Source organism: Neobacillus sp. NPDC093182, assembly GCF_044754045.1.
The window spans coordinates 158,119-179,060 of the sequence record NZ_JBIVOI010000004.1 but is presented as its reverse complement, the minus strand read 5'-3'; the positions used below and the strand labels follow the sequence as shown (position 1 = coordinate 179,060).

The following is a 20,942-nucleotide window of genomic DNA, read 5'->3' as shown; positions in this document are numbered from 1 at the left end:
CCTTACTATAAAAAGAATGAAATAGCCCCGGCAATGACTTCCTTTACGGACCTGTAAAAATTTTTTTTATTGAGGTCCTCCAGCTTCAATGGTTTTGAATCAAGAACATCCTTATGGAGGACATCCCTAAACCGATCCACAAAGGCAGGGTCAAAAAAATAACAATTAATTTCTTTGTTTAAAAACAAACTTCTTTTATCAAAATTTGCCGTACCGATATCACAAAGATGATCGTCGATGATGATTGATTTTGCATGGTAAAAACCATTCTTATACTGAAAAGCCTGTGCTCCTTCTTTTAAAATCAAACGTAAATAACGGTATGAAGCTTCTTGTACAAGCATATGGTCATTTATATAAGGCACAACGATGGTAATCTTAATGCCGCGCTTTGCAGCAAGGATCAGTTCATCCATGAGTTTTTTGCTTGGAATAAAATACGGAGTACCAATGGTAATCGACTTTTTTGCGTTTTGAATTAAGTGGAAATACTTATCTTCAAGGCGGCCTGCCTCCGTTGGAACCAATTGATGTGGTACCGTCCCTTTGGGCTGCTCAGGAGCATAACGAGAATCTACGACCACATGTTCAGAAGCGTACTCATTCCAATCAATAAAAAACTCACGCTGTAGATACGGGACACCTTCACCAGTGAATTTTAAATGGTAATCACGCCAGGGACTTAGCTTCGGATCTTGATCAATATATTCTTTACCAACATTAAAGCCGCCAAGATAACCAATTTTGCCATCAATAATCGAAATCTTACGGTGGTTTCGTACCTGGGAAGAATAGAAAAGGAATGGAAGCCGTAATCGATTGCTAAAGGCAAATTGAACACCTGCATCACGCAATTCTTTTATTGCCGGCTTTTTCACCTGATAACTGCCAACCCGGTCGACCAGCAGTCTAACTTCGACGCCTTCCTTTGCTTTTGCTTTTAAAATATCAAAAAACTGTTGGCCGAATTCATCATCCCTTACGATATAAAAAAGGATGTGTATATGCTTACGGGCACTTTTTAATTCATGAAAGTAATCAGCAAACAATCCTTTTCCATGTGGAAAAATATCGAAATTTCCGTGCAGAATCGGCGTTTCTCGTTTGCTAAAAAGTGAACGATGCTTTCTTCTTCCTAAGGTAAGATCGAGATAAAACCATACAATGATAAGAAGTATAAGAGCGATGACAATGGATGGTAAATTCATTCAGTATCGTTCCTCCAATCATTTCTTTTAGGTTTGCCAAACAGAGTCTATAGTATGAGTTTCAATAAATGTCGAAATGATTTTTGCTAAAAAACGTTTGACTGAATGCTCATTCATTATATAATGGTGATAATAGAAGTCAGAAAATTTTATTGTTTTGAAATTTTCTACTAAAAACAAACAATTGGGATTAAGAAAAAACAAAGGGGGCGTATTGAATGAATGGGCTTTTATGGATGAACCTCATTGCATTCCTTGCTGTAACCGCTTACGCAGTCAGTCTGTTCGTTTACGTGGTTAAAACGAGGATTGAATTCATTAAGCTGGGGAAAAAGGTTGAGTTTGACAACAAAGTCAAAGAACGAATGCAAAAAATCTGGGTCAACGTTTTTGGTCAGAAGAAGTTATTAAAGGACAAAAAAAGCGGCATCATGCACGTGATGTTCTTTTATGGCTTTATTCTTGTTCAATTTGGTGCGATTGATTTCATTTGGAAGGGATTAGTACCAGGCTCTCATTTACCGCTGGGGCCGCTGTATGCAGGGTTTACCTTTTTCCAGGAAATCGTGACACTGATGATCCTTGTTGCGGTTATTTGGGCTTTTTATCGCCGTTATGTGGAAAAACTTGTCCGCTTGAAGCGCAATTTTAAATCAGGACTTGTATTAATTTTTATCGGCGGTTTAATGCTGTCAGTTCTTTTAGGAAACGGTATGGGTATTATCTGGCACGGCCACGAAGCCACTTGGACAGAGCCAATTGCATCGTTAATTGCGCTTATTTTTTCAGGGATTGGTGAAACCGCTTCAATTGTCATTTTTTATGTAGCATGGTGGGTACATTTATTATTCTTACTAACCTTCTTAGTGTATGTACCACAATCAAAACACGCACATTTAATTGCCGGACCGGCAAACGTATATTTTAACCGTTTAGAAAAACCAGGTAAGTTGAAGAAGGTCGATTTTGAGGACGAGTCACAAGAATCCTTCGGAGTTGGAAAAATTGAGGATTTTACGCAGCACCAAATGATCGACTTTTACGCTTGTGTAGAATGTGGACGCTGTACCAATATGTGTCCGGCAACAGGTACTGGAAAAATGCTATCGCCAATGGATTTAATTGTCAAAATGCGTGATCATCTAACGAATCATGGTGCGGCCGTTACCTCCAAACAGCCGTGGGTGCCGACCTTCGCGTTTGGCAATACAAGGGGGAATCAAATCGCGCTGGCTGCCAGTGGTCAAGGTGCACAAGAAACAGCAGCAACACTTGCATATAATCCAAGCTTGATTGGCGATGTAATCACCGAAGAGGAAATCTGGGCTTGTACGACTTGCCGAAACTGTGAAGACCAATGTCCAGTTATGAACGAGCACGTTGATAAAATTATCGACCTGCGCCGTTATCTTGTTTTAACAGAAGGAAAGTTAGACGCAGATGCACAGCGTGCGATGACCAACATCGAGCGTCAAGGCAATCCTTGGGGCTTAAACAGAAAAGAGCGCGAAAGCTGGCGTGAAGTCCGCGAGGATGTAGAGATTCCGACGGTAAAAGAAATGAACAAAAAAGGCGAGGAGTTCGAATACTTATTCTGGGTTGGTTCGATGGGATCCTACGATAACCGCAGTCAGAAAATCGCTCTTTCCTTTGCAAAGCTTCTAAATGAAGCAGGAGTTAAATTTGCAATCTTAGGTAACAAAGAGAAAAACTCAGGTGACACACCGCGCCGTCTCGGCAATGAGTTCTTGTTCCAGGAGCTTGCGACGAAGAATATCGAGGAATTTGAAAAAGCTGAGGTTAAGAAGATTGTTACAATTGACCCGCACGCCTACAATATTTTCAAAAATGAATACCCGGACTTTGGTTTAGAGGCAGAGGTTTATCATCATACAGAGGTACTTTACCAGTTAGTTCGTGATGGAAAGCTTGTACCGAAGCATGCGGTTAACGAAAAAATCACCTTCCATGACTCATGTTACTTAGGTCGATACAATGATGTATACGATCCGCCAAGGGAGATTTTAAAGTCTATCCCTGGTGTACAGCTGGTGGAAATGGAAAGAAACAGAGAAACGGGAATGTGCTGTGGTGCAGGCGGCGGCTTAATGTGGATGGAGGAAGAAACCGGACACCGCATTAACGTAGCACGAACCGAGCAGGCTCTTGCCGTGAATCCTTCTGTGATCAGTTCTGGATGTCCGTACTGTTTAACTATGCTGTCAGACGGTACGAAGGCGAAAGAAGTAGAAGAGAAAATCTCCACCTATGATGTGGCAGAGCTTTTAGAAAAAGCTGTTTGTGGAAACGTAGCTTAAAAATTAACGGCAGAAGTTGTTTTGTTACCTGAATTCATAAAATCTTAGGAATTTTGTGTAAAATATTTCAACTTCTGCTCTTTTTTATGTAAAATAGATAGTGAGTAATAAAACGCTTACATTTTGTAGATTTTTTTTAAACATAAATCGAGCGAGCGTTCAGTCAATTAAAGGATTAAAGAATAGGGAGAGTGCTTTGAATGGGGAAAACAGTTATTTTGAGCGGGGTTCGAACACCATTTGGAAAATTTGGCGGAGCACTTAGCAGTCTGACAGCTTCACAGCTGGGCGGTATTGCGGTGAAAGAAGCAATCGCACGCGCTGGAGTGAATCCTGACGATGTACAGGAGGTTATTTTAGGTACAGTTTTACAAGGCGGTCAAGGACAAATTCCTTCACGTCAGGCAGCAAGAGAGGCTGGACTTTCTTGGGAAGTTAAAACAGAAACCATCAATAAAGTTTGCGCTTCTGGAATGCGCAGTGTCACGTTAGCGGATCAGATTATCCGTACAGGCGATGAGGATTTAATTGCTGCAGGCGGTATGGAATCGATGAGCAACGCCCCATATATTTTACCAAAGGCACGCTGGGGCTTAAAAATGGGTGATTCCTCGGTAAAGGATTTAATGATTCATGACGGCTTAAGCTGCAGCTTCACAGGGGTTCATATGGGAACATACGGAAATTCAACAGCAAAAGAAATGGAAATCAGCCGTCAAGCTCAGGATGAGTGGGCATTAAGAAGTCACCAAAGAGCAATTGCCGCGATCAAAGGCGGAATTTTTGCAGAAGAAATCGTGCCTGTCATCGTCCCGCAGCGTAAAGGTGTGCCGGTTGTTGTCGAGCATGATGAATCACCACGAAAAGACACCTCCATCGAAAGACTTGCAAAACTAGCGCCCGTCTTTAACTCTGACGGTACCATCACAGCAGGAAATGCCCCTGGAATCAATGACGGTGCGGCAGCCCTTATCTTAATGAGTGAAGAAAGAGCGTTACGCGAAGGCCGGAAGCCAGAAGCGGTTATCTTAGGGCATGCAGCGGTAGCCGTTGAAGCAAAGGATTTCCCACAAACACCAGGACTTGTCATCAATAGCTTATTGAAAAAAACCGGTAAGACCGTAGAAGAAATCGACTTATTTGAAATCAACGAAGCCTTTGCAGCTGTTGCCTTAGCAAGTGGAAAAATTGCCAGCCTTGATCCGGAAAAGGTCAATGTCAATGGCGGTGCGGTCGCATTAGGTCATCCAATCGGAGCAAGCGGTGCCCGGATTATTATCACGTTAATGCACGAACTGAAACGACGCGGGGGCGGAATTGGGATTGCAGCTATTTGCAGCGGCGGCGGTCAGGGTGATGCGGTGATGATTGAGGTTCCAAGAGGGTAAGCAGTTTCCAGATAATGTCTAAATGTACAAAACTCCAAGAAAAATGTACAAAACCTTAAAGAATTTGTACAAAACATCGAAAAAAATGTACAAAACTCAAAAAATCTAAAACCCACTAGGGATTATTTTTAAAAAAAGGGCAATTGGAGGGGAAGTAATGAAGGTTGAAAAGGTAATGGTAATCGGAGCGGGTCAAATGGGGGCCGGGATTGCTCAGGTTTGTGCCCAGGCAGGCTACACCGTGTATCTCAATGATTTAAAACCGGAATTTGTGGAGCGCGGGTTAGGGGTCATCAGCAAAAATTTATCCAGAAACGTGGATAAAGGCAGAATGACAGATGAGCAAAAACAAGAAGTCCTGAATCACATTACAGCTTCAACGGATCTAAATGATGCCCGTGCGGTCGACCTCGTGATTGAAGCAGCGGTTGAAAATATGGAAATCAAAACAAAAATCTTCGCGCAATTAGATCAAATTGCGCCAGCACATGCGATTTTGGCGAGCAATACTTCATCCCTACCTATTACGGAAATTGCGGCTGCGACGAAACGTCCGGAACAGGTAATCGGAATGCACTTTATGAATCCGGTACCTGTTATGAAGCTGGTGGAAATCATTCGCGGCTTAGCTACTGCAGATGAAGTTTACCAAGTAATTGAGGATATGACCAAGACATTGAGTAAGGTTCCTGTTGAAGTAAATGACTTTCCTGGTTTCGTTTCAAACCGAATTCTACTGCCGATGATCAATGAAGCGATTTATACGCTGTATGAAGGTGTGGCAACGAAGGAAGCCATCGATGAAGTGATGAAGCTTGGGATGAACCACCCGATGGGGCCGCTGACTTTAGCGGATTTTATCGGACTTGATACATGCCTTTATATTATGGAAACCCTCCATGAAGGCTTTGGAGATACAAAATACCGTCCATGCCCGCTGCTGCGTAAGTATGTTAAAGCAGGCTGGCTTGGGAAGAAATCAGGTCGAGGCTTCTACACATACGAATGATTTGGGGATGAAACTATGAATCTTAGATTTTCAGAAGAGCAGGAAATGATGCGGAAAATGGTTCGCGATTTTGCCGAAAACGAAATTGCCCCGTTTGTTGAGCGGATGGAAAAGGGCGAATTTCCACGTGAACTTCTCCGTAAAATGGGTGAACTGGGTTTGATGGGGATTCCGGTTCCGGAAAAATACGGCGGTGCAGAGATGGATTTTGTCTCTTATATCATCGCGATTAATGAGATATCACGGGTCAGCGCGACCGTAGGCGTCATCCTTTCTGTTCATACATCGGTCGGAACCAATCCAATCCTGTATTTTGGCTCGGATGAACAAAAGCAGCGGTTTTTGCCGAAACTGGCGTCAGGGGAGTATTTGGCGGCGTTTTGCTTAACAGAGGCGGGGTCAGGATCGGATGCAAAAAGCATGAAATCCCGCGCGGTTAAAAAGGATGACCATTATGTGATCAACGGCTCGAAGATGTTTATCACCAATGGCGGGGAAGCGGATGTTTACATCGTATTTGCTTCTACCAATTCTGAATTAGGCAGCAAAGGAATCTCGGCGTTTATTGTTGAAAAAAATTCACCTGGTCTTGTTATTGGCAAGGATGAACATAAGATGGGACTTCATGGCTCAAGAACGGTACAGCTTACTTTTGAAGATATGCGTGTGCCTGTAGAGAATCTGTTGGGGCAAGAAGGAGAAGGCTTTAAAATTGCGATGGCCAACCTGGATGTCGGACGAATCGGGATTGCCGCTCAGGCATTAGGGATTGCAGAAGCGGCACTTGGTGCGGCGGTGGAGTATGCAAAAGAACGTCAGCAGTTTGGAAAGCCCATTGCGGCACAGCAAGGAATTGGGTTTAAATTGGCCGACATGGCGACAAATGTTGAAGCTGCTAGACTATTACTCTATCGTGCGGCCGATTTACGGGCACAGGGTCTAAAATGTGGCATGGAAGCTTCGATTGCAAAGTTATTTGCTTCGAAAACGGCTGTGGAAACTGCGACAGAAGCGATTCAGGTGTTTGGTGGATATGGCTATACAGAGGACTATCCAGTCGAGCGCTACTTCCGTGATGCAAAAGTGACCGAGATTTATGAGGGAACCAGTGAGATTCAGCGGATTGTGATTAGTAAATATCTATAATTTGTAGATACGTTACGGATTTGTGCAGATATATTTGAGATTTGTGTTGATATCAGACTGGAATGTGTAGATACCCAAGCCAATTGTAGGAACTGTATGGTTTTTTGTAGAAACCGTATGGTTTTATGTAGAAGCTGTATGGATATTTGTAGAAACTGTATGCTTTTTCGTAAAAACTGTACGGTTTAAAGAGAGTAGTTACCTTAAGGAGGACGTATAAAATGAATTTTCGCTTATCGGAAGAACATGAAATGATTCGGAAAATGGTTCGCGATTTTGCTAGAAATGAGGTAGCTCCAACTGCGGCTGAGCGTGATGAGGAAGAACGTTTTGATCGTGAAATTTTTGACAAGATGGCGGAGCTTGGATTGACAGGGATTCCGTGGCCGGAAGAGTACGGCGGCATTGGCAGCGATTACCTTGCGTATTGTATAGCGATTGAAGAGCTATCAAGGGTTTGCGCATCAACAGGCGTAACATTGTCCGCGCACACTTCATTAGCAGGCTGGCCGATATACAAATTCGGTTCCGAAGAACAAAAGCAACAATACCTTCGTCCGATGGCGGAAGGCTCTAAAATTGGAGCGTACGGGTTAACAGAACCAGGCAGCGGTTCTGACGCAGGCGGGATGAGAACAACAGCAAGGCGTGAAGGCGATCATTACATCCTCAATGGATCAAAAATTTTCATCACAAACGGCGGCGTTGCTGATATCTATGTTGTTTTCGCCTTAACGGATCCAACCAGCAAACAAAAAGGGACCACCGCATTCATCGTCGAAAGCGACTTCCCAGGCTTCTCTGTGGGGAAAAAAGAAAAGAAACTCGGCATTCGTTCTTCACCGACTACTGAAATTATTTTTGAAGATTGCAAGGTGCCTGTCACCAATAGATTAGGTGAAGAAGGCGAGGGCTTCAAAATTGCGATGATGACGCTTGATGGCGGCCGTAACGGAATCGCGGCACAGGCGGTTGGAATTGCACAGGGGGCGCTTGACGCTGCGGTGGACTATTCAAAAGAGCGTCAGCAATTTGGCAAGCCAATAGCTGCGAACCAAGGAATCGCCTTCAAGCTTGCGGATATGGCGACAAACATTGAAGCATCAAGACTATTAACCTATCAAGCTGCATGGCTTGAGTCGCAGGGTCTGCCTTACGGCAAGGAATCTGCGATGTCAAAATTATTTGCCGGCGATACGGCGATGAAAGTTACAACGGAAGCGGTGCAGGTATTTGGCGGATACGGTTATACCAAGGATTATCCAGTAGAGAGATTTATGCGTGACGCAAAAATCACACAAATCTATGAGGGAACACAGGAAATCCAGCGCCTCGTTATCTCGAGAATGATAACAAAGTAAATATTAAAGCGGAAGCGCCTTGCTTAGGGGCGACAGGCATAAGACGAGTTGGCGAGAAGGTTGTTCTTTAACCTTCTTGACGGATTGGCTTATGACCCGAGCCCCTAGGCGCTGGAGCTAGCAAGAGGTGGAATCGGGGATGAAAAAGCGGGAAGTGCAGGCTTCAGTGAAAGATGAACGCCTTGTACAAAGAAGACGGGATCAGATGATCAAAGGGGCTGTATCACTTTTTAAAGAAAAAGGGTTCCACCGGACGACGACCAGGGAAATTGCGAAGGCCGCAGGTTTTAGCATAGGGACCTTATATGAATATATTCGTACAAAGGAAGATGTTCTTTACCTCGTTTGTGATAGTATTTATGACCACGTAAGCGAGCTGCTTCAGGAGGACCTTGAGCATAAGCAAGGCACACTGGATAGCTTGAAGCATGGGATTGCCAATTATTTTCGGGTTATTGATGAAATGCAGGAGGAAATCTTGGTCATGTACCAAGAGGCCAAATCGCTCACCAAGGACGCCCTTCCATATGTGTTGAAAAAGGAAAATGAAATGGCGGCGATGTTCGAAAAACTCATCACACTGTGTGTGGAAAATGGGGAATTAAACCTAACAGAAATGCAAATCAAAATCCTTTCTCACACGATAATTGTCGAGGGACAGATGTGGAGCTTCCGCCGCTGGACACTGCAAAAATTATTTACCTTAGAAGAATACATTGAAATGCAAACAGAGTATTTATTTTTGGGGATTAACGGGGTTAGTCAGTCACTGCAAAAAGGGACGATTACGAAGTGAATTTTTCCAAACAAAGGGGGAGACAAATGAGCACGACGGAGGTTTATCAGCCGAAGCATCATATTCGTTTTGTAACGGCATCTAGTTTGTTTGATGGTCACGACGCTTCGATTAATATTATGAGAAGAATCCTGCAAGCGAGCGGGGCAGAGGTCATCCATCTTGGTCATAACCGTTCGGTCGAAGAGGTTGTCAATGCGGCGATTCAAGAGGACGCGCAGGGAATTGCGATTTCTTCTTATCAAGGCGGTCATGTGGAATACTTTAAGTATATGTATGATTTGTTAAAGGAAAAGGGTGCGCCGAACATCCGCATTTATGGCGGTGGCGGCGGCGTCATTATTCCGCGTGAGATTAAGGAGCTTCATGATTACGGGATAGCCTGGATTTTCTCGCCTGAGGATGGCCGGACAATGGGACTTCAGGGAATGATTAACCGTATGCTGGAGGAATGCGACTTCCCGACGGTTACGGCTGATCATGCGGAGCATATCGAAAAGCTGCCGAGTGGGGATGTCAATGCAATATCAAAATTGATTACCCTTGCCGAGCTTCATGTTGACAGCAACCGGGAAGCGGCGGCTGCTGCCGAAAGTCTCCTTGAAAAGGTAAAGTCGTTAACCCAGGAGATTCCTGTTGTCGGAATCACCGGTACAGGTGGTGCTGGGAAAAGTTCATTAACCGATGAATTGATTCGCCGTTTTATCAATGAACTGCCGGATAAAAAAGTGGCAATTCTATCGGTTGACCCGACCAAGCAAAAAACGGGCGGAGCACTATTAGGCGACCGGATTCGAATGAATGCTATCTTTAATCCAAATGTTTATATGCGGAGTCTTGCTACCCGATCTTCAAAATCAGAACTATCACTGGCGATTAAAGATGCTGTATCTGTCGTGAAGGCAGCTGGCTTTGACCTGGTAATTGTGGAAACGAGCGGTATCGGTCAGGGCGATGCAGAGATCACGGAGATCTGTGATGTCTCCCTTTACGTCATGACCAGTGAATTCGGGGCACCTTCACAGCTTGAAAAAATTGATATGATTGACTTTGCTGACTTAATTGTCATTAATAAATTTGAGCGCAAGGGTTCTGAGGACGCACTTCGTCAGGTTCAAAAGCAATACCAGCGCAGTCATATGCTGTTTGAAAAAGACACAAGTGAAATGCCTGTTTACGGTACCATTGCGAGCCAGTTTAATGATCAGGGCACCAATGCGTTATTTGCGGCGTTAATTGAAAAAGTAAATGAAAAAATGGGTACCAATTGGGTTACATCTTTTACTAAACACGCGTTAGTAGAAAAGCAAAATGTAATTATTCCAACAGACCGCCGCTATTATCTCCGGGAAATATCGGAAACAGTCCGCCGCTATCATAAAAAGGCTGAAGAGCAGGCGAATATTGCCCGGAAATTATTTCAGCTTGAAGGCGCAATTGCTGCCGTCAAAGAAACAGATGCAAACGCTGAAGTTCTCGCTTCCTTAGAAGGTATCAAGCAGGCAACAGAAGAGAAATTAACACCAGAGTCGAAAAAAATACTCGACGGCTGGGAGAAAACTAAGGATGCGTATAAAGCCGATAAATTTGTAACGAGAATTCGTGACAAAGAAATCATTACCGTTTTAAAAACAAAGAGTCTTTCGGGCATTGATATTCCGAAGGTGGTTTTACCGGGATATAAAGATTACGGCGAGATCCTCCGCTGGGTGTATCGCGAGAATGTACCAGGTTCGTATCCGTTTACAGCTGGAGTGTTCCCGTTCAAACGTGAGGGAGAAGATCCGAAACGTCAATTTGCTGGGGAAGGAACGCCGGAGAGAACGAATCGCCGCTTCCACTATCTATCAAAGGATGATACAGCAAAACGCTTAAGCACCGCATTTGACTCGGTGACATTGTATGGTGAGGACCCGGACTATCGTCCAGACATTTTTGGGAAAATTGGCGAAAGCGGCGTGAATGTTTGTACGCTTGATGATATGAAAAAGCTATATGATGGCTTTGACCTCTGTCATCCATCTACATCGGTGTCGATGACGATTAATGGTCCTGCACCAATTATTTTAGCGATGTTTATGAATACGGCGATTGATCAGCAGGTGAAGAAAAAGGAGGAAGAGCTTGGCCGCGTGTTGACAGTTGAGGAATTTGCCCAAGTCAAGGCATATACGTTAAAAACCGTCCGCGGTACGGTGCAAGCCGATATTTTAAAAGAAGACCAAGGACAAAACACATGTATTTTTTCAACGGAGTTTGCCTTACGTATGATGGGCGATATTCAACAATATTTCATCGACCAGCAGGTGCGTAATTATTATTCTGTTTCGATTTCTGGCTATCATATTGCCGAGGCAGGCGCTAACCCCATTTCGCAGCTGGCATTTACGCTTTCAAACGGGTTTACCTATGTTGAGTATTATTTAAGCCGAGGAATGAAAATTGATGATTTTGCGCCAAACTTATCATTCTTCTTCTCCAATGGCTTGGATCCGGAATATACCGTTATTGGACGGGTGGCGCGTCGTATTTGGGCGACGGTTATGCGTGATAAATATGGTGCGGCTGAGCGCAGTCAAAAGCTGAAGTACCATGTTCAAACATCCGGCCGTTCGCTCCACGCGCAAGAAATTGACTTTAATGATATTCGTACGACTTTGCAGGCATTGATGGCCTTACACGATAACTGTAATTCCCTTCATACAAATGCGTATGACGAGGCAATTACAACACCAACAGAAGAATCGGTTCGCCGCGCGATGGCGATTCAGATGATTATTACGAAAGAGCATGGTTTAACGAAAAATGAAAATCCACTCCAGGGTTCCTTTATTGTTGAAGAGCTTACGGACCTTGTGGAGGAAGCGGTTCTTCAAGAGTTTGAACGCTTAAACGACCGCGGTGGTGTCCTAGGTTCGATGGAAACTCAGTATCAACGCGGAAAAATTCAAGACGAATCGATGTACTATGAAATGAAAAAGCATACCGGCGAGCTGCCAATTATCGGCGTCAATACGTATTTAAATCCAAATCCTCCTTCAGAAGAAGACATCGACAGCATGGAGCTGGCACGAGCGTCCTATGAGGAAAAGGAATTACAAATTCAAAACTTACGTGCCTTCCAGCAAGCACATGCAGCAGAAACTGCAAAAGCGTTAGATCGCTTGAAAACCGCAGCTGTTAAAAACGAGAATATCTTTGCAGAACTAATGGAAACCGTAAAAACAGCCAGCCTCGGACAAATCACCAAAGCACTATACGAAGTAGGCGGGCAATATAGAAGAAACATGTAAATTTTATTACAATGGCTTAATAAGCAACAGCTATTAAGCCATTGTTTTTTTATAAGGCTGTGTTAAGGCAAAATATTGATATTGGCACCTGTTGATTTGCGCGGAAGGCACGAAGACTTCTGCAGGAGTACGGAGCAGGTGAGACCCCACAGGCGCTAGCGCCGAGGAGGCTCACCGCAACGCCTGCGGAAAGCGAAGTGCCTGGAGCGCAAATCAACAGTCCAGTTGCAGCCAACAAAATTATTTTTTTTACTTGTAATAATCTTGGCTATTTTTCTTATATAATAGATGAGCAAACATCAATGGGTCCCGGGGCAGGTGTTGACAATGAAGATAAACTATACGTTCTTGTTTTTTATAATTTTTGCCTGGCCGTTATACTATCTCTATCAACACCAATTAGGTGCCATTTCCTTTTTAGTATTGGCGATTTTCTTCATGTTAAAGGCAATGAAAGAGCTGAAAATGCTAAAAAAAGAGAAAAAACCGGATGATAACAAGTCTAAACAGGAAAAAATCAAGCAAAACAGCAGATAGAACTAGCATAAACGGGAGAATATTGTTTATAATGAAGAATATGTCAAAAAACTAGCACTCTGGTGCTAAAATTTTTGCCCGTTATCACTCATTTATATAGAGTGTTAAATAGAGAAAGGAAGTGCCGATATTGAGTTTACAAGGTTACTCAAAAGAGCAATTAAAAGAGTTATCCCTCATTGAGATGGCGTATGAATTTCTAAAAGGCAGCAAACAGCCAATTTCCTTCCACGATTTAATTAAAGAAATTGCTGCAGCTACAGAAATCACAGAGGATCAAATTAGATCGAGAATCGCTCAATTCTATACAGACATAAATATCGATGGCCGTTTTCTTTCATTAGGTGATAACCGCTGGGGTCTTCGCGTGTGGTATCCAGTCGATACACAGGAAGAAGAAGTGGTTACCGTTATTAAGCCTAAGAAGAAAAAGGCGAAAAAGGTTGTCGATGAAGACGAAATCGAAGACTTCGATGATATTGACGAAGATTACGATGAGCTGGATGACTTTGTCGATGAAGATGATCTCCTCGATGACGAAGAGGATGATTTACTTGATGACCTCGACGATGTCGATGATATAGACGATGATGATGATGTAATCGATGATGACGATGAATTCGATCTTGATGAAGAAGAAGACCTTGACGAGGTACTTGATGAAGAGGAAGAAGATTTAGATTTAGATGATACAGAGGATGAAGACGACCTATTATAGGCTTGACTTTTTATCTCTGCACTTGTACAATCTTTTTTGGGCTCCTTTTAAAAGGAACGGATCATAATTTGCTTATAGAGCGCTCCCTTACATTGCGTAAGCGGAGTGCTTTTTTATTTTGTCAGTCGATGATACATAGCTCTTTCGGCATTGACCGAGACTTCTTTAAAAATTTTTATAAAAGAAGCCTTAAACAGCAAGAAGATTGCACAAACTGAAATAGAGGAGGATTTTTTTATGACGAAGTATATATTTGTAACTGGCGGTGTGGTTTCATCGTTAGGAAAAGGAATTACCGCAGCCTCATTAGGCCGTTTGTTGAAAAATCGTGGACTGAACGTTACGATTCAAAAATTTGACCCATACATTAACGTGGATCCAGGAACAATGAGTCCGTATCAGCACGGTGAAGTATTCGTGACCGGTGATGGCGCGGAGACCGATTTAGACTTAGGTCACTATGAACGCTTTATCGATATTAACTTAAATAAGTACAGCAACGTGACTACTGGGAAAATCTATTCTACTGTTTTGCGTAAGGAACGCCGAGGCGATTATTTAGGTGGAACGGTTCAGGTTATCCCGCACATTACCAATGAAATTAAAGAACGTGTTTTCCGTGCCGGCAATGAAACAAATGCAGATGTTGTCATCACTGAAATTGGTGGAACAGTAGGGGATATTGAGTCACTTCCATTCCTAGAAGCAATCCGTCAAATCAAGAGCGATATCGGAAGCTCCAATGTGATGTACATTCACTGTACATTAATTCCTTATATTAAAGCGGCGGGCGAAATGAAGACGAAGCCGACGCAGCATAGTGTAAAAGAGCTTCGCAGTCTAGGTATTCAGCCAAATATCATCGTCGTTCGTACGGAGATGCCGGTTTCACAGGACATGAAGGATAAAATTGCTTTGTTCTGTGATATCGATGCGAAAGCGGTTATTGAATGCCGTGACGCAGATACGCTTTATTCGATTCCATTGGCTCTTCAAGAGCAGCATATGGATCAAATTGTTTGTGACCACTTGAAGCTTACAACACCAGAACCAGAAATGACCGAATGGAAAGCTTTAGTTGATAAGGTTCTTAATCTTTCAAGTAAAACGCGTATTGGTCTTGTAGGTAAATATGTGGAACTTCAGGATGCGTATATTTCTGTTGTCGAAGCGATGAAGCATGCAGGCTATGCGTTTGATGCGGATGTGGAAATTAAGTGGATTAATGCGGAACATGTGACAGCAGAAAATGTTGCCGAGCTTCTAAATGATGTGGATGGAATCCTTGTTCCTGGCGGCTTTGGTGACCGTGGAATCGAAGGGAAGATTCAAGCAACACGCTATGCGCGTGAAACGAAAAAGCCTTTCCTTGGTATTTGCTTAGGCATGCAGCTGGCTACGATTGAATATGCACGCCATGTACTTGGTTATTCAGATGCGCATTCTGCAGAGTTTGTCCCTGAAACGAAGCATCCAATTATTGATTTACTTCCTGAACAAAAGGATGTTGAAGATTTAGGCGGAACATTAAGACTTGGTCTTTATCCATGCCGAGTGGTTGAGGGTACAAAAGCGTTCGCAGCTTATGAAGATGAAGTAGTGTATGAGCGTCACCGCCACCGTTATGAATTTAACAATCATTACCGTCAAGAAATGGAAGAAGCAGGATTTGTCTTCTCTGGTACAAGCCCAGACGGCCGTTTGGTTGAGATTATTGAGCTTCAAGACCATCCATGGTTTGTTGCGTCACAGTTCCATCCGGAATTTGTCTCAAGACCAACACGTCCACAGCCGCTTTTCCGTGACTTTATTAAAGCTTCTTTGCAAAAATAAGATAGTTGAGCCAGTTCTCTTTGTGGAGGACTGGCTTATTTACTAGGGGTTAGTTTCCATATATTGTCTAAAAGTTCAAAACCTATTAAAAAATGTACAAAATATCCAGATAAATGTACAAAACCCTATAGAAAATGTACAAAACTCTAAGAAAAGTGTACAAAACCATCCTAAAAATGTACAAAACAAAAAAACGACCCCATCAAGGCCGTTCAGCATCACTCATATTCAGCTAAAATCTCATCAATTGTAAATTTTAAGCCATAATAGACATACAAAGCTGCCATCGAAGACGGATATCCATAGCGATTGCCGAAATCATCGGGCAACAAACCCTTTGTCAGCTGTAGATTAATATGGACATCAGCCAACTCTTCAAGTTTTCCGTCGGAAACCGAAGTTGATATGGCTACAAAAGGAATTTCTTTTTCCAGAAGCTTTTCAGCCAATTCAACAGCTTCTTGGTCAGCGGAGGTACGTGTAAACAGAAGCACCCTATCGGCACTCGTCGCAGCATCCACATTTGTTAACGCACCTTTTAATGGTTCGGCACCCTCTAAAGCTTCAAATTCCACACCCTTCATTTCCTTGAAACCAACAACATAAATACTCTGACCCTGGGCGAGCAGGCGGGCACCGTCTTCGAAGGAAAACTCTTCTTTTTCTTCTATTCTTTTAAATAATCCGGTCAATTGGGTCGTAAACATTTTTAACAAGTAAAACCCCTCCTTCACAAGGTTATTATAGCCTTTTGAAAATAAAAGACAATTACCATAAAATACCTTAAAGAAAATAGAGGATTTTTAGCAGGAATGTCGAAGATTAACTAGTGGAAGAAATAGGAATCATTTATAGATAAAATTAAGGTGGAAGAGGTGGAGTTATGAAAGAGAAAATTTTAATTGTTGACGACCAATTTGGGATCCGCATTTTATTAAATGAGGTGTTCTCAAAGGAAGGGTATCAAACCTTCCAGGCAGCAAATGGAATACAGGCACTTGATATTGTTACGAAGCATGACCCAGATCTCGTCCTCTTGGATATGAAAATACCGGGTATGGATGGTATTGAGATTTTAAAAAGAATGAAAGTAATAGACCCGGATATTCGCGTGATTATTATGACCGCTTACGGTGAACTCGATATGATTCAAGAGGCAAGAAATCTAGGTGCCATCACTCATTTTGCGAAGCCATTTGATATTGATGACATTCGTGCAGCGGTAAGAAAACACATTCCTCAAAAAACAAATTAGGCATTTTTAAATAAAAAATAGTTGTCGAAAACTGGTTCCGCTTTCATTGTGAACGTTTATAAAACAGCGTTTCTTTAATGGCATTTTAGATTGTAGTTTGGTATGATAACTTATGAACTTTTACTGGTCACTTCATCTTTCTCGAGTATACATAATCAGTAAAATGGTAGGAAATCCTTAATAGGAAAGCCCTAATTCGAGGAGATATAAACAATACCAAGGAGGAAATAAAATGCCTTTAGTTTCAATGAAAGAAATGCTGATCAAAGCGAAAGCGGAAGGCTATGCAGTTGGGCAGTTCAACTTAAATAACCTTGAGTTTACACAAGCTATTTTACAAGCAGCAGAAGCTGAAAAATCACCTGTTATTCTTGGTGTTTCTGAAGGGGCAGCTCGTTATATGGGCGGCTTTAAAACCGTTGTAAAAATGGTAGAAGGTTTACTAGAAGATTACAAAATTACGGTTCCTGTAGCAATTCACTTGGACCACGGTTCAAGCTTTGAAAAGTGTAAAGAAGCAATCGACGCAGGCTTCACTTCTGTTATGATTGACGCTTCTCACCATCCGTTTGAAGAAAACGTAGCAACTACTTCTCAAGTGGTTGAGTACGCTCATTCAAAAGGTGTTTCTGTTGAAGCAGAATTAGGTACTGTTGGCGGACAAGAAGACGATGTTGTCGCTGAAGGCGTTATTTACGCAGATCCTAAAGAGTGTGAAGAGCTTGTTAAGCGTACTGGTATCGACTGCCTTGCTCCTGCATTAGGTTCTGTACACGGTCCTTACAAAGGTGAGCCAAAGCTTGGTTACCCTGAAATGGAAGCAATCGGAAAAGCTACTGGCCTGCCGTTAGTTCTTCATGGTGGTACTGGTATTCCAACACATGATATCCAAAAATCGATTTCACTTGGTACAGCAAAAATTAACGTAAACACTGAAAACCAAATTGCATCTGCAAAAGCAGTTCGTGAAACATTAGCAGCGAAGCCAGAAGAGTACGATCCACGTAAATACTTAGGCCCAGCTCGCGATGCCATCAAAGAAACGGTTATTGGCAAAATGCGCGAATTCGGTTCATCAGGCAGAGCGTAAAACGAAAAGCGGAAGCGCCTTGCACAGGGGCGACAGGCATAAGACGATCCGGCATGAAGGTTGCTCTTTAACCTTCTTGCCGGATTGGCTTATGACCCCGAGCCCCTAGGCGCTGGAGCTAGACATAGAAATATTTCAGGGACATTGTCCTCTCGAAAAAACTATTAAATGTTTGTGCATTTGATAGTACATTTGAAACCGCCCCTTAACGCAATGGGCGGTTTCAAAATGTAGTAAGAAAACTGAAAATTTGAAAAATTCCTTAAAGGATAGGGAAATTTACCATTTTTTAAAACTTTTTTTCATATTGATACATGAAAATAAAATATTGGTGTAAACTAGATGATAGACAAACTGTCGGATTATGTAATTTGCTGTTGGAAATAATTACCTAAAGACAAGTGGATTATCAATTTAGTTGTTTAATAAAAGGTTACATTCCATCCCAATGGCATAGAAGGGAGTCGAAAATGGAAAAACTTAAAATTGCGGGCGGATATCCGCTTAAAGGAACCGTAAGAATAAGTGGTGCAAAAAACAGTGCAGTTGCGTTGATACCAGCAACCATTTTAGCAGAATCACCGGTAACAATCGAAGGGCTGCCGGATATTTCCGATGTGGAAATTTTGAAGAGCCTGCTCGAAGAAATTGGCGGGAAAGTCGAGCTTTCGGACGATTTTGATATGACGGTTGACCCATCGACGATGATTTCAATGCCATTGCCAAACGGAAAAGTAAAGAAGCTTCGTGCATCTTACTATCTCATGGGCGCGATGCTCGGCCGTTTTAAAAAGGCCGTCATTGGGTTGCCGGGTGGATGTCATCTAGGTCCAAGACCGATTGATCAGCATATTAAAGGCTTTGAAGCACTTGGTGCACAGGTAACCAATGAGCAGGGAGCTATTTATTTGCGTGCGGACGAGCTTCGCGGCGCACGGATTTACCTGGATGTTGTCAGTGTTGGGGCTACCATTAATATTATGTTAGCCGCGGTTAGAGCAAAAGGCCGGACCATTATTGAAAACGCTGCAAAAGAACCTGAAATTATCGATGTCGCAACCCTGCTTACCAATATGGGTGCGAAAATAAAAGGCGCTGGAACGGATGTTATCCGTATTGATGGTGTCGATCATCTTCATGGCTGCCGTCATACGATTATTCCTGATCGAATTGAAGCAGGAACCTATATGATTTTAGGTGCAGCTGTTGGTGAGGGTGTATTAATTGATAATGTCATTCCACAGCACTTAGAGTCGTTGATTGCCAAGCTCAGGGAAATGGGTGTGAAAATTGAAACAAGCGACGATCAGGTGTTTGTCAACGGTTCAGATCAGCTGAAGTCTGTCGATATTAAAACACTCGTTTATCCTGGTTTCCCAACTGATTTGCAGCAGCCATTTACCACGCTGTTAACGAGAGCAGCAGGTTCGAGCGTGGTAACCGATACAATTTATGGTGCCCGTTTTAAACATATTGATGAATTAAGAAGAATGAATGCGAACATTAAAGTGGAAGGCCGTTCAGCGATTATTAGCGGACCTGTGAAGCTTCAAGGCGCAAAAGTGAAGGCGAGTGACCTGCGGGCAGGAGCTGCGTTGTTCATTGCCGGTCTTATGGCCGAGGGAATCACGGAAGTCACTGGTCTCGAGCACATTGACCGGGGGTACAGCCAGCTCGTCGAAAAATTAAATGGGCTCGGTGCAACGGTTTGGCGTGAAGCATTATCAAAAGAAGAAGTAGAACAACTAAAGAATACGTAAATATGCTATACTAATCTTTCAAATCTGTTATACTAATGATATTGACGATGTATAATAGAAAATCTGGGGGATTGAGAACATGGAGAGAAGTCTATCAATGGAGCTTGTCCGCGTAACGGAAGCTGCTGCACTTGCTTCTGCACGCTGGATGGGACGCGGGAAAAAGGATGAAGCGGATGGAGCTGCAACCTCAGCAATGCGCGATGTGTTTGATACCATCCCGATGAAGGGAACAGTGGTCATCGGTGAAGGCGAGATGGACGAGGCTCCGATGCTTTATATTGGTGAGAAACTTGGAACGGGATTTGGACCTCGTGTAGATGTGGCTGTTGATCCACTTGAAGGTACCAATATTCTAGCTGCCGGCGGCTGGAACGCGCTGGCCGTTTTAGCGATTGCTGACAATGGCAACCTGCTGCATGCACCTGATATGTATATGGAAAAAATCGCAGTCGGTCCTGAAGCAGTTGGTCAAATTGATATCAACGCTTCCGTACTCGATAATCTAAAGGCAGTAGCGAAAGCGAAAAACAAGGATATCGAAGACGTTGTCGCAACGGTTTTAAACCGTCCGCGTCATGAGCATATTATAGCTCAGTTACGAGAAGCCGGTGCTCGTATTAAATTGATCAATGATGGTGATGTAGCAGGGGCCATCAATACCGCTTTTGATAATACAGGTGTTGATATTTTATTCGGCTCTGGCGGTGCACCGGAAGGCGTCATCTCAGCTGTTGCTTTAAAATGTCTTGGCGGTGAGATCATCGGTAAATTGCTTCCTCAAAGTGATGCCGAAATCGAGCGCTGTTTGAAAATGGGACTAGATGTTAATAAGGTGCTTCGCATGGAAGACCTTGTTAAAGGAGACGACGCCATTTTCGCAGCAACTGGTGTAACAGATGGTGAATTACTGCGTGGTGTTCAATTTAAGGGGTCTTATGGCTCTACCCATTCAATCGTTATGCGTGCCAAATCCGGAACCGTTCGTTTTGTTGAAGGCCGTCATAGCTTGAAAAAGAAACCGAATTTAGTGATTAGATAATTTTTTATAGCAAATACTATATAAGAGACTAGATTTGCGTCTAGTCTCTTATCTCCATGAGTATCTATTATCCCCCGCATATAGAAAATTTCCAGTTGATTATTTTTTTACACAAAGGGTACAATAGATAGTGTTTTATAGTGTTTTATGAAAAAAGATTCTGCTATTCTATTCATTTCTACTTATTT

At 42.8% G+C, this 20,942-nt stretch carries 16 protein-coding genes; 14 read left to right on the top strand and 2 right to left on the bottom strand.

The genetic code is table 11. The annotated features are described in order from the left end of the window. Window positions 1-5: 5 nt before the first annotated feature. On the bottom strand, window positions 6-1,208 hold the full coding sequence (gene cls, locus ACIQAA_RS09950) for a cardiolipin synthase (protein ID WP_402618358.1): 1,203 nt from the start codon (window positions 1,206-1,208) through the stop codon (window positions 6-8). Window positions 1,209-1,426: 218 nt separating this feature from the next. Here cls and ACIQAA_RS09945 point away from each other — a divergent pair, with 218 nt between their 5' ends. The 10 genes from ACIQAA_RS09945 (at window position 1,427) to ACIQAA_RS09900 (ending at window position 15,607) form a co-directional block, all read left to right on the top strand. Continuing rightward, window positions 1,427-3,526: a (Fe-S)-binding protein gene (locus ACIQAA_RS09945; RefSeq protein ID WP_402618356.1), complete on the top strand. Its 2,100-nt coding sequence runs from the start codon at window positions 1,427-1,429 to the stop codon at window positions 3,524-3,526. Between the two features lie 200 nt (window positions 3,527-3,726). After that, complete coding sequence (locus ACIQAA_RS09940; RefSeq protein ID WP_402618353.1) at window positions 3,727-4,914, top strand: acetyl-CoA C-acetyltransferase; 1,188 nt, start codon at window positions 3,727-3,729, stop codon at window positions 4,912-4,914. A gap of 157 nt (window positions 4,915-5,071) precedes the next feature. Then, a complete protein-coding gene (locus ACIQAA_RS09935; protein WP_402618351.1) occupies window positions 5,072-5,923 on the top strand; it encodes a 3-hydroxybutyryl-CoA dehydrogenase in 852 nt (283 codons plus the stop codon). A 15-nt stretch (window positions 5,924-5,938) separates the two neighbouring features. Next, on the top strand, window positions 5,939-7,069 hold the full coding sequence (locus tag ACIQAA_RS09930; RefSeq protein ID WP_402618348.1) for an acyl-CoA dehydrogenase: 1,131 nt from the start codon (window positions 5,939-5,941) through the stop codon (window positions 7,067-7,069). Between the two features lie 221 nt (window positions 7,070-7,290). Continuing rightward, window positions 7,291-8,430 carry an acyl-CoA dehydrogenase gene (locus ACIQAA_RS09925; RefSeq protein WP_402618345.1) on the top strand — a complete coding sequence of 380 codons (1,140 nt, stop codon included), beginning with the start codon at window positions 7,291-7,293 and terminating at the stop codon, window positions 8,428-8,430. A 139-nt stretch (window positions 8,431-8,569) separates the two neighbouring features. Next, entirely contained in the window at window positions 8,570-9,226 is a 657-nt protein-coding gene (locus tag ACIQAA_RS09920; protein ID WP_402618342.1) for a TetR/AcrR family transcriptional regulator, read from the top strand. Between the two features lie 26 nt (window positions 9,227-9,252). Then, window positions 9,253-12,519 carry a fused isobutyryl-CoA mutase/GTPase IcmF gene (gene icmF, locus ACIQAA_RS09915; RefSeq protein WP_402618339.1) on the top strand — a complete coding sequence of 1,089 codons (3,267 nt, stop codon included), beginning with the start codon at window positions 9,253-9,255 and terminating at the stop codon, window positions 12,517-12,519. A 327-nt stretch (window positions 12,520-12,846) separates the two neighbouring features. Continuing rightward, complete coding sequence (locus ACIQAA_RS09910) at window positions 12,847-13,056, top strand: hypothetical protein (protein WP_402618337.1); 210 nt, start codon at window positions 12,847-12,849, stop codon at window positions 13,054-13,056. Window positions 13,057-13,186: 130 nt separating this feature from the next. Continuing rightward, window positions 13,187-13,774: a DNA-directed RNA polymerase subunit delta gene (gene rpoE, locus ACIQAA_RS09905; protein WP_402618335.1), complete on the top strand. Its 588-nt coding sequence runs from the start codon at window positions 13,187-13,189 to the stop codon at window positions 13,772-13,774. A gap of 237 nt (window positions 13,775-14,011) precedes the next feature. Further along, window positions 14,012-15,607: a CTP synthase gene (locus tag ACIQAA_RS09900; protein ID WP_402618333.1), complete on the top strand. Its 1,596-nt coding sequence runs from the start codon at window positions 14,012-14,014 to the stop codon at window positions 15,605-15,607. A 218-nt stretch (window positions 15,608-15,825) separates the two neighbouring features. On the opposite strand, the gene ACIQAA_RS09895 is transcribed toward ACIQAA_RS09900, so the two are convergent. Then, the gene (locus ACIQAA_RS09895; RefSeq protein WP_402618330.1) at window positions 15,826-16,323 is read right to left on the bottom strand and encodes a DUF2529 domain-containing protein; all 498 of its coding nucleotides are present in this window, start codon (window positions 16,321-16,323) and stop codon (window positions 15,826-15,828) included. Window positions 16,324-16,490: 167 nt separating this feature from the next. On the opposite strand from ACIQAA_RS09895, the gene ACIQAA_RS09890 reads away from it, so the two are divergent. The 4 genes from ACIQAA_RS09890 (at window position 16,491) to glpX (ending at window position 20,754) form a co-directional block, all read left to right on the top strand. Further along, window positions 16,491-16,862, top strand: coding sequence for a response regulator (locus ACIQAA_RS09890; RefSeq protein ID WP_179598722.1), 372 nt, complete (start codon window positions 16,491-16,493; stop codon window positions 16,860-16,862). Window positions 16,863-17,094: 232 nt separating this feature from the next. After that, window positions 17,095-17,952, top strand: a complete 858-nt coding sequence (locus tag ACIQAA_RS09885) for a class II fructose-bisphosphate aldolase (RefSeq protein ID WP_402618326.1) — start codon at window positions 17,095-17,097, stop codon at window positions 17,950-17,952. A gap of 470 nt (window positions 17,953-18,422) precedes the next feature. Then, complete coding sequence (locus ACIQAA_RS09880) at window positions 18,423-19,712, top strand: UDP-N-acetylglucosamine 1-carboxyvinyltransferase (protein WP_402618323.1); 1,290 nt, start codon at window positions 18,423-18,425, stop codon at window positions 19,710-19,712. A gap of 79 nt (window positions 19,713-19,791) precedes the next feature. After that, the gene (gene glpX, locus ACIQAA_RS09875; protein WP_402618320.1) at window positions 19,792-20,754 is read left to right on the top strand and encodes a class II fructose-bisphosphatase; all 963 of its coding nucleotides are present in this window, start codon (window positions 19,792-19,794) and stop codon (window positions 20,752-20,754) included. Window positions 20,755-20,942 lie beyond the last annotated feature (188 nt).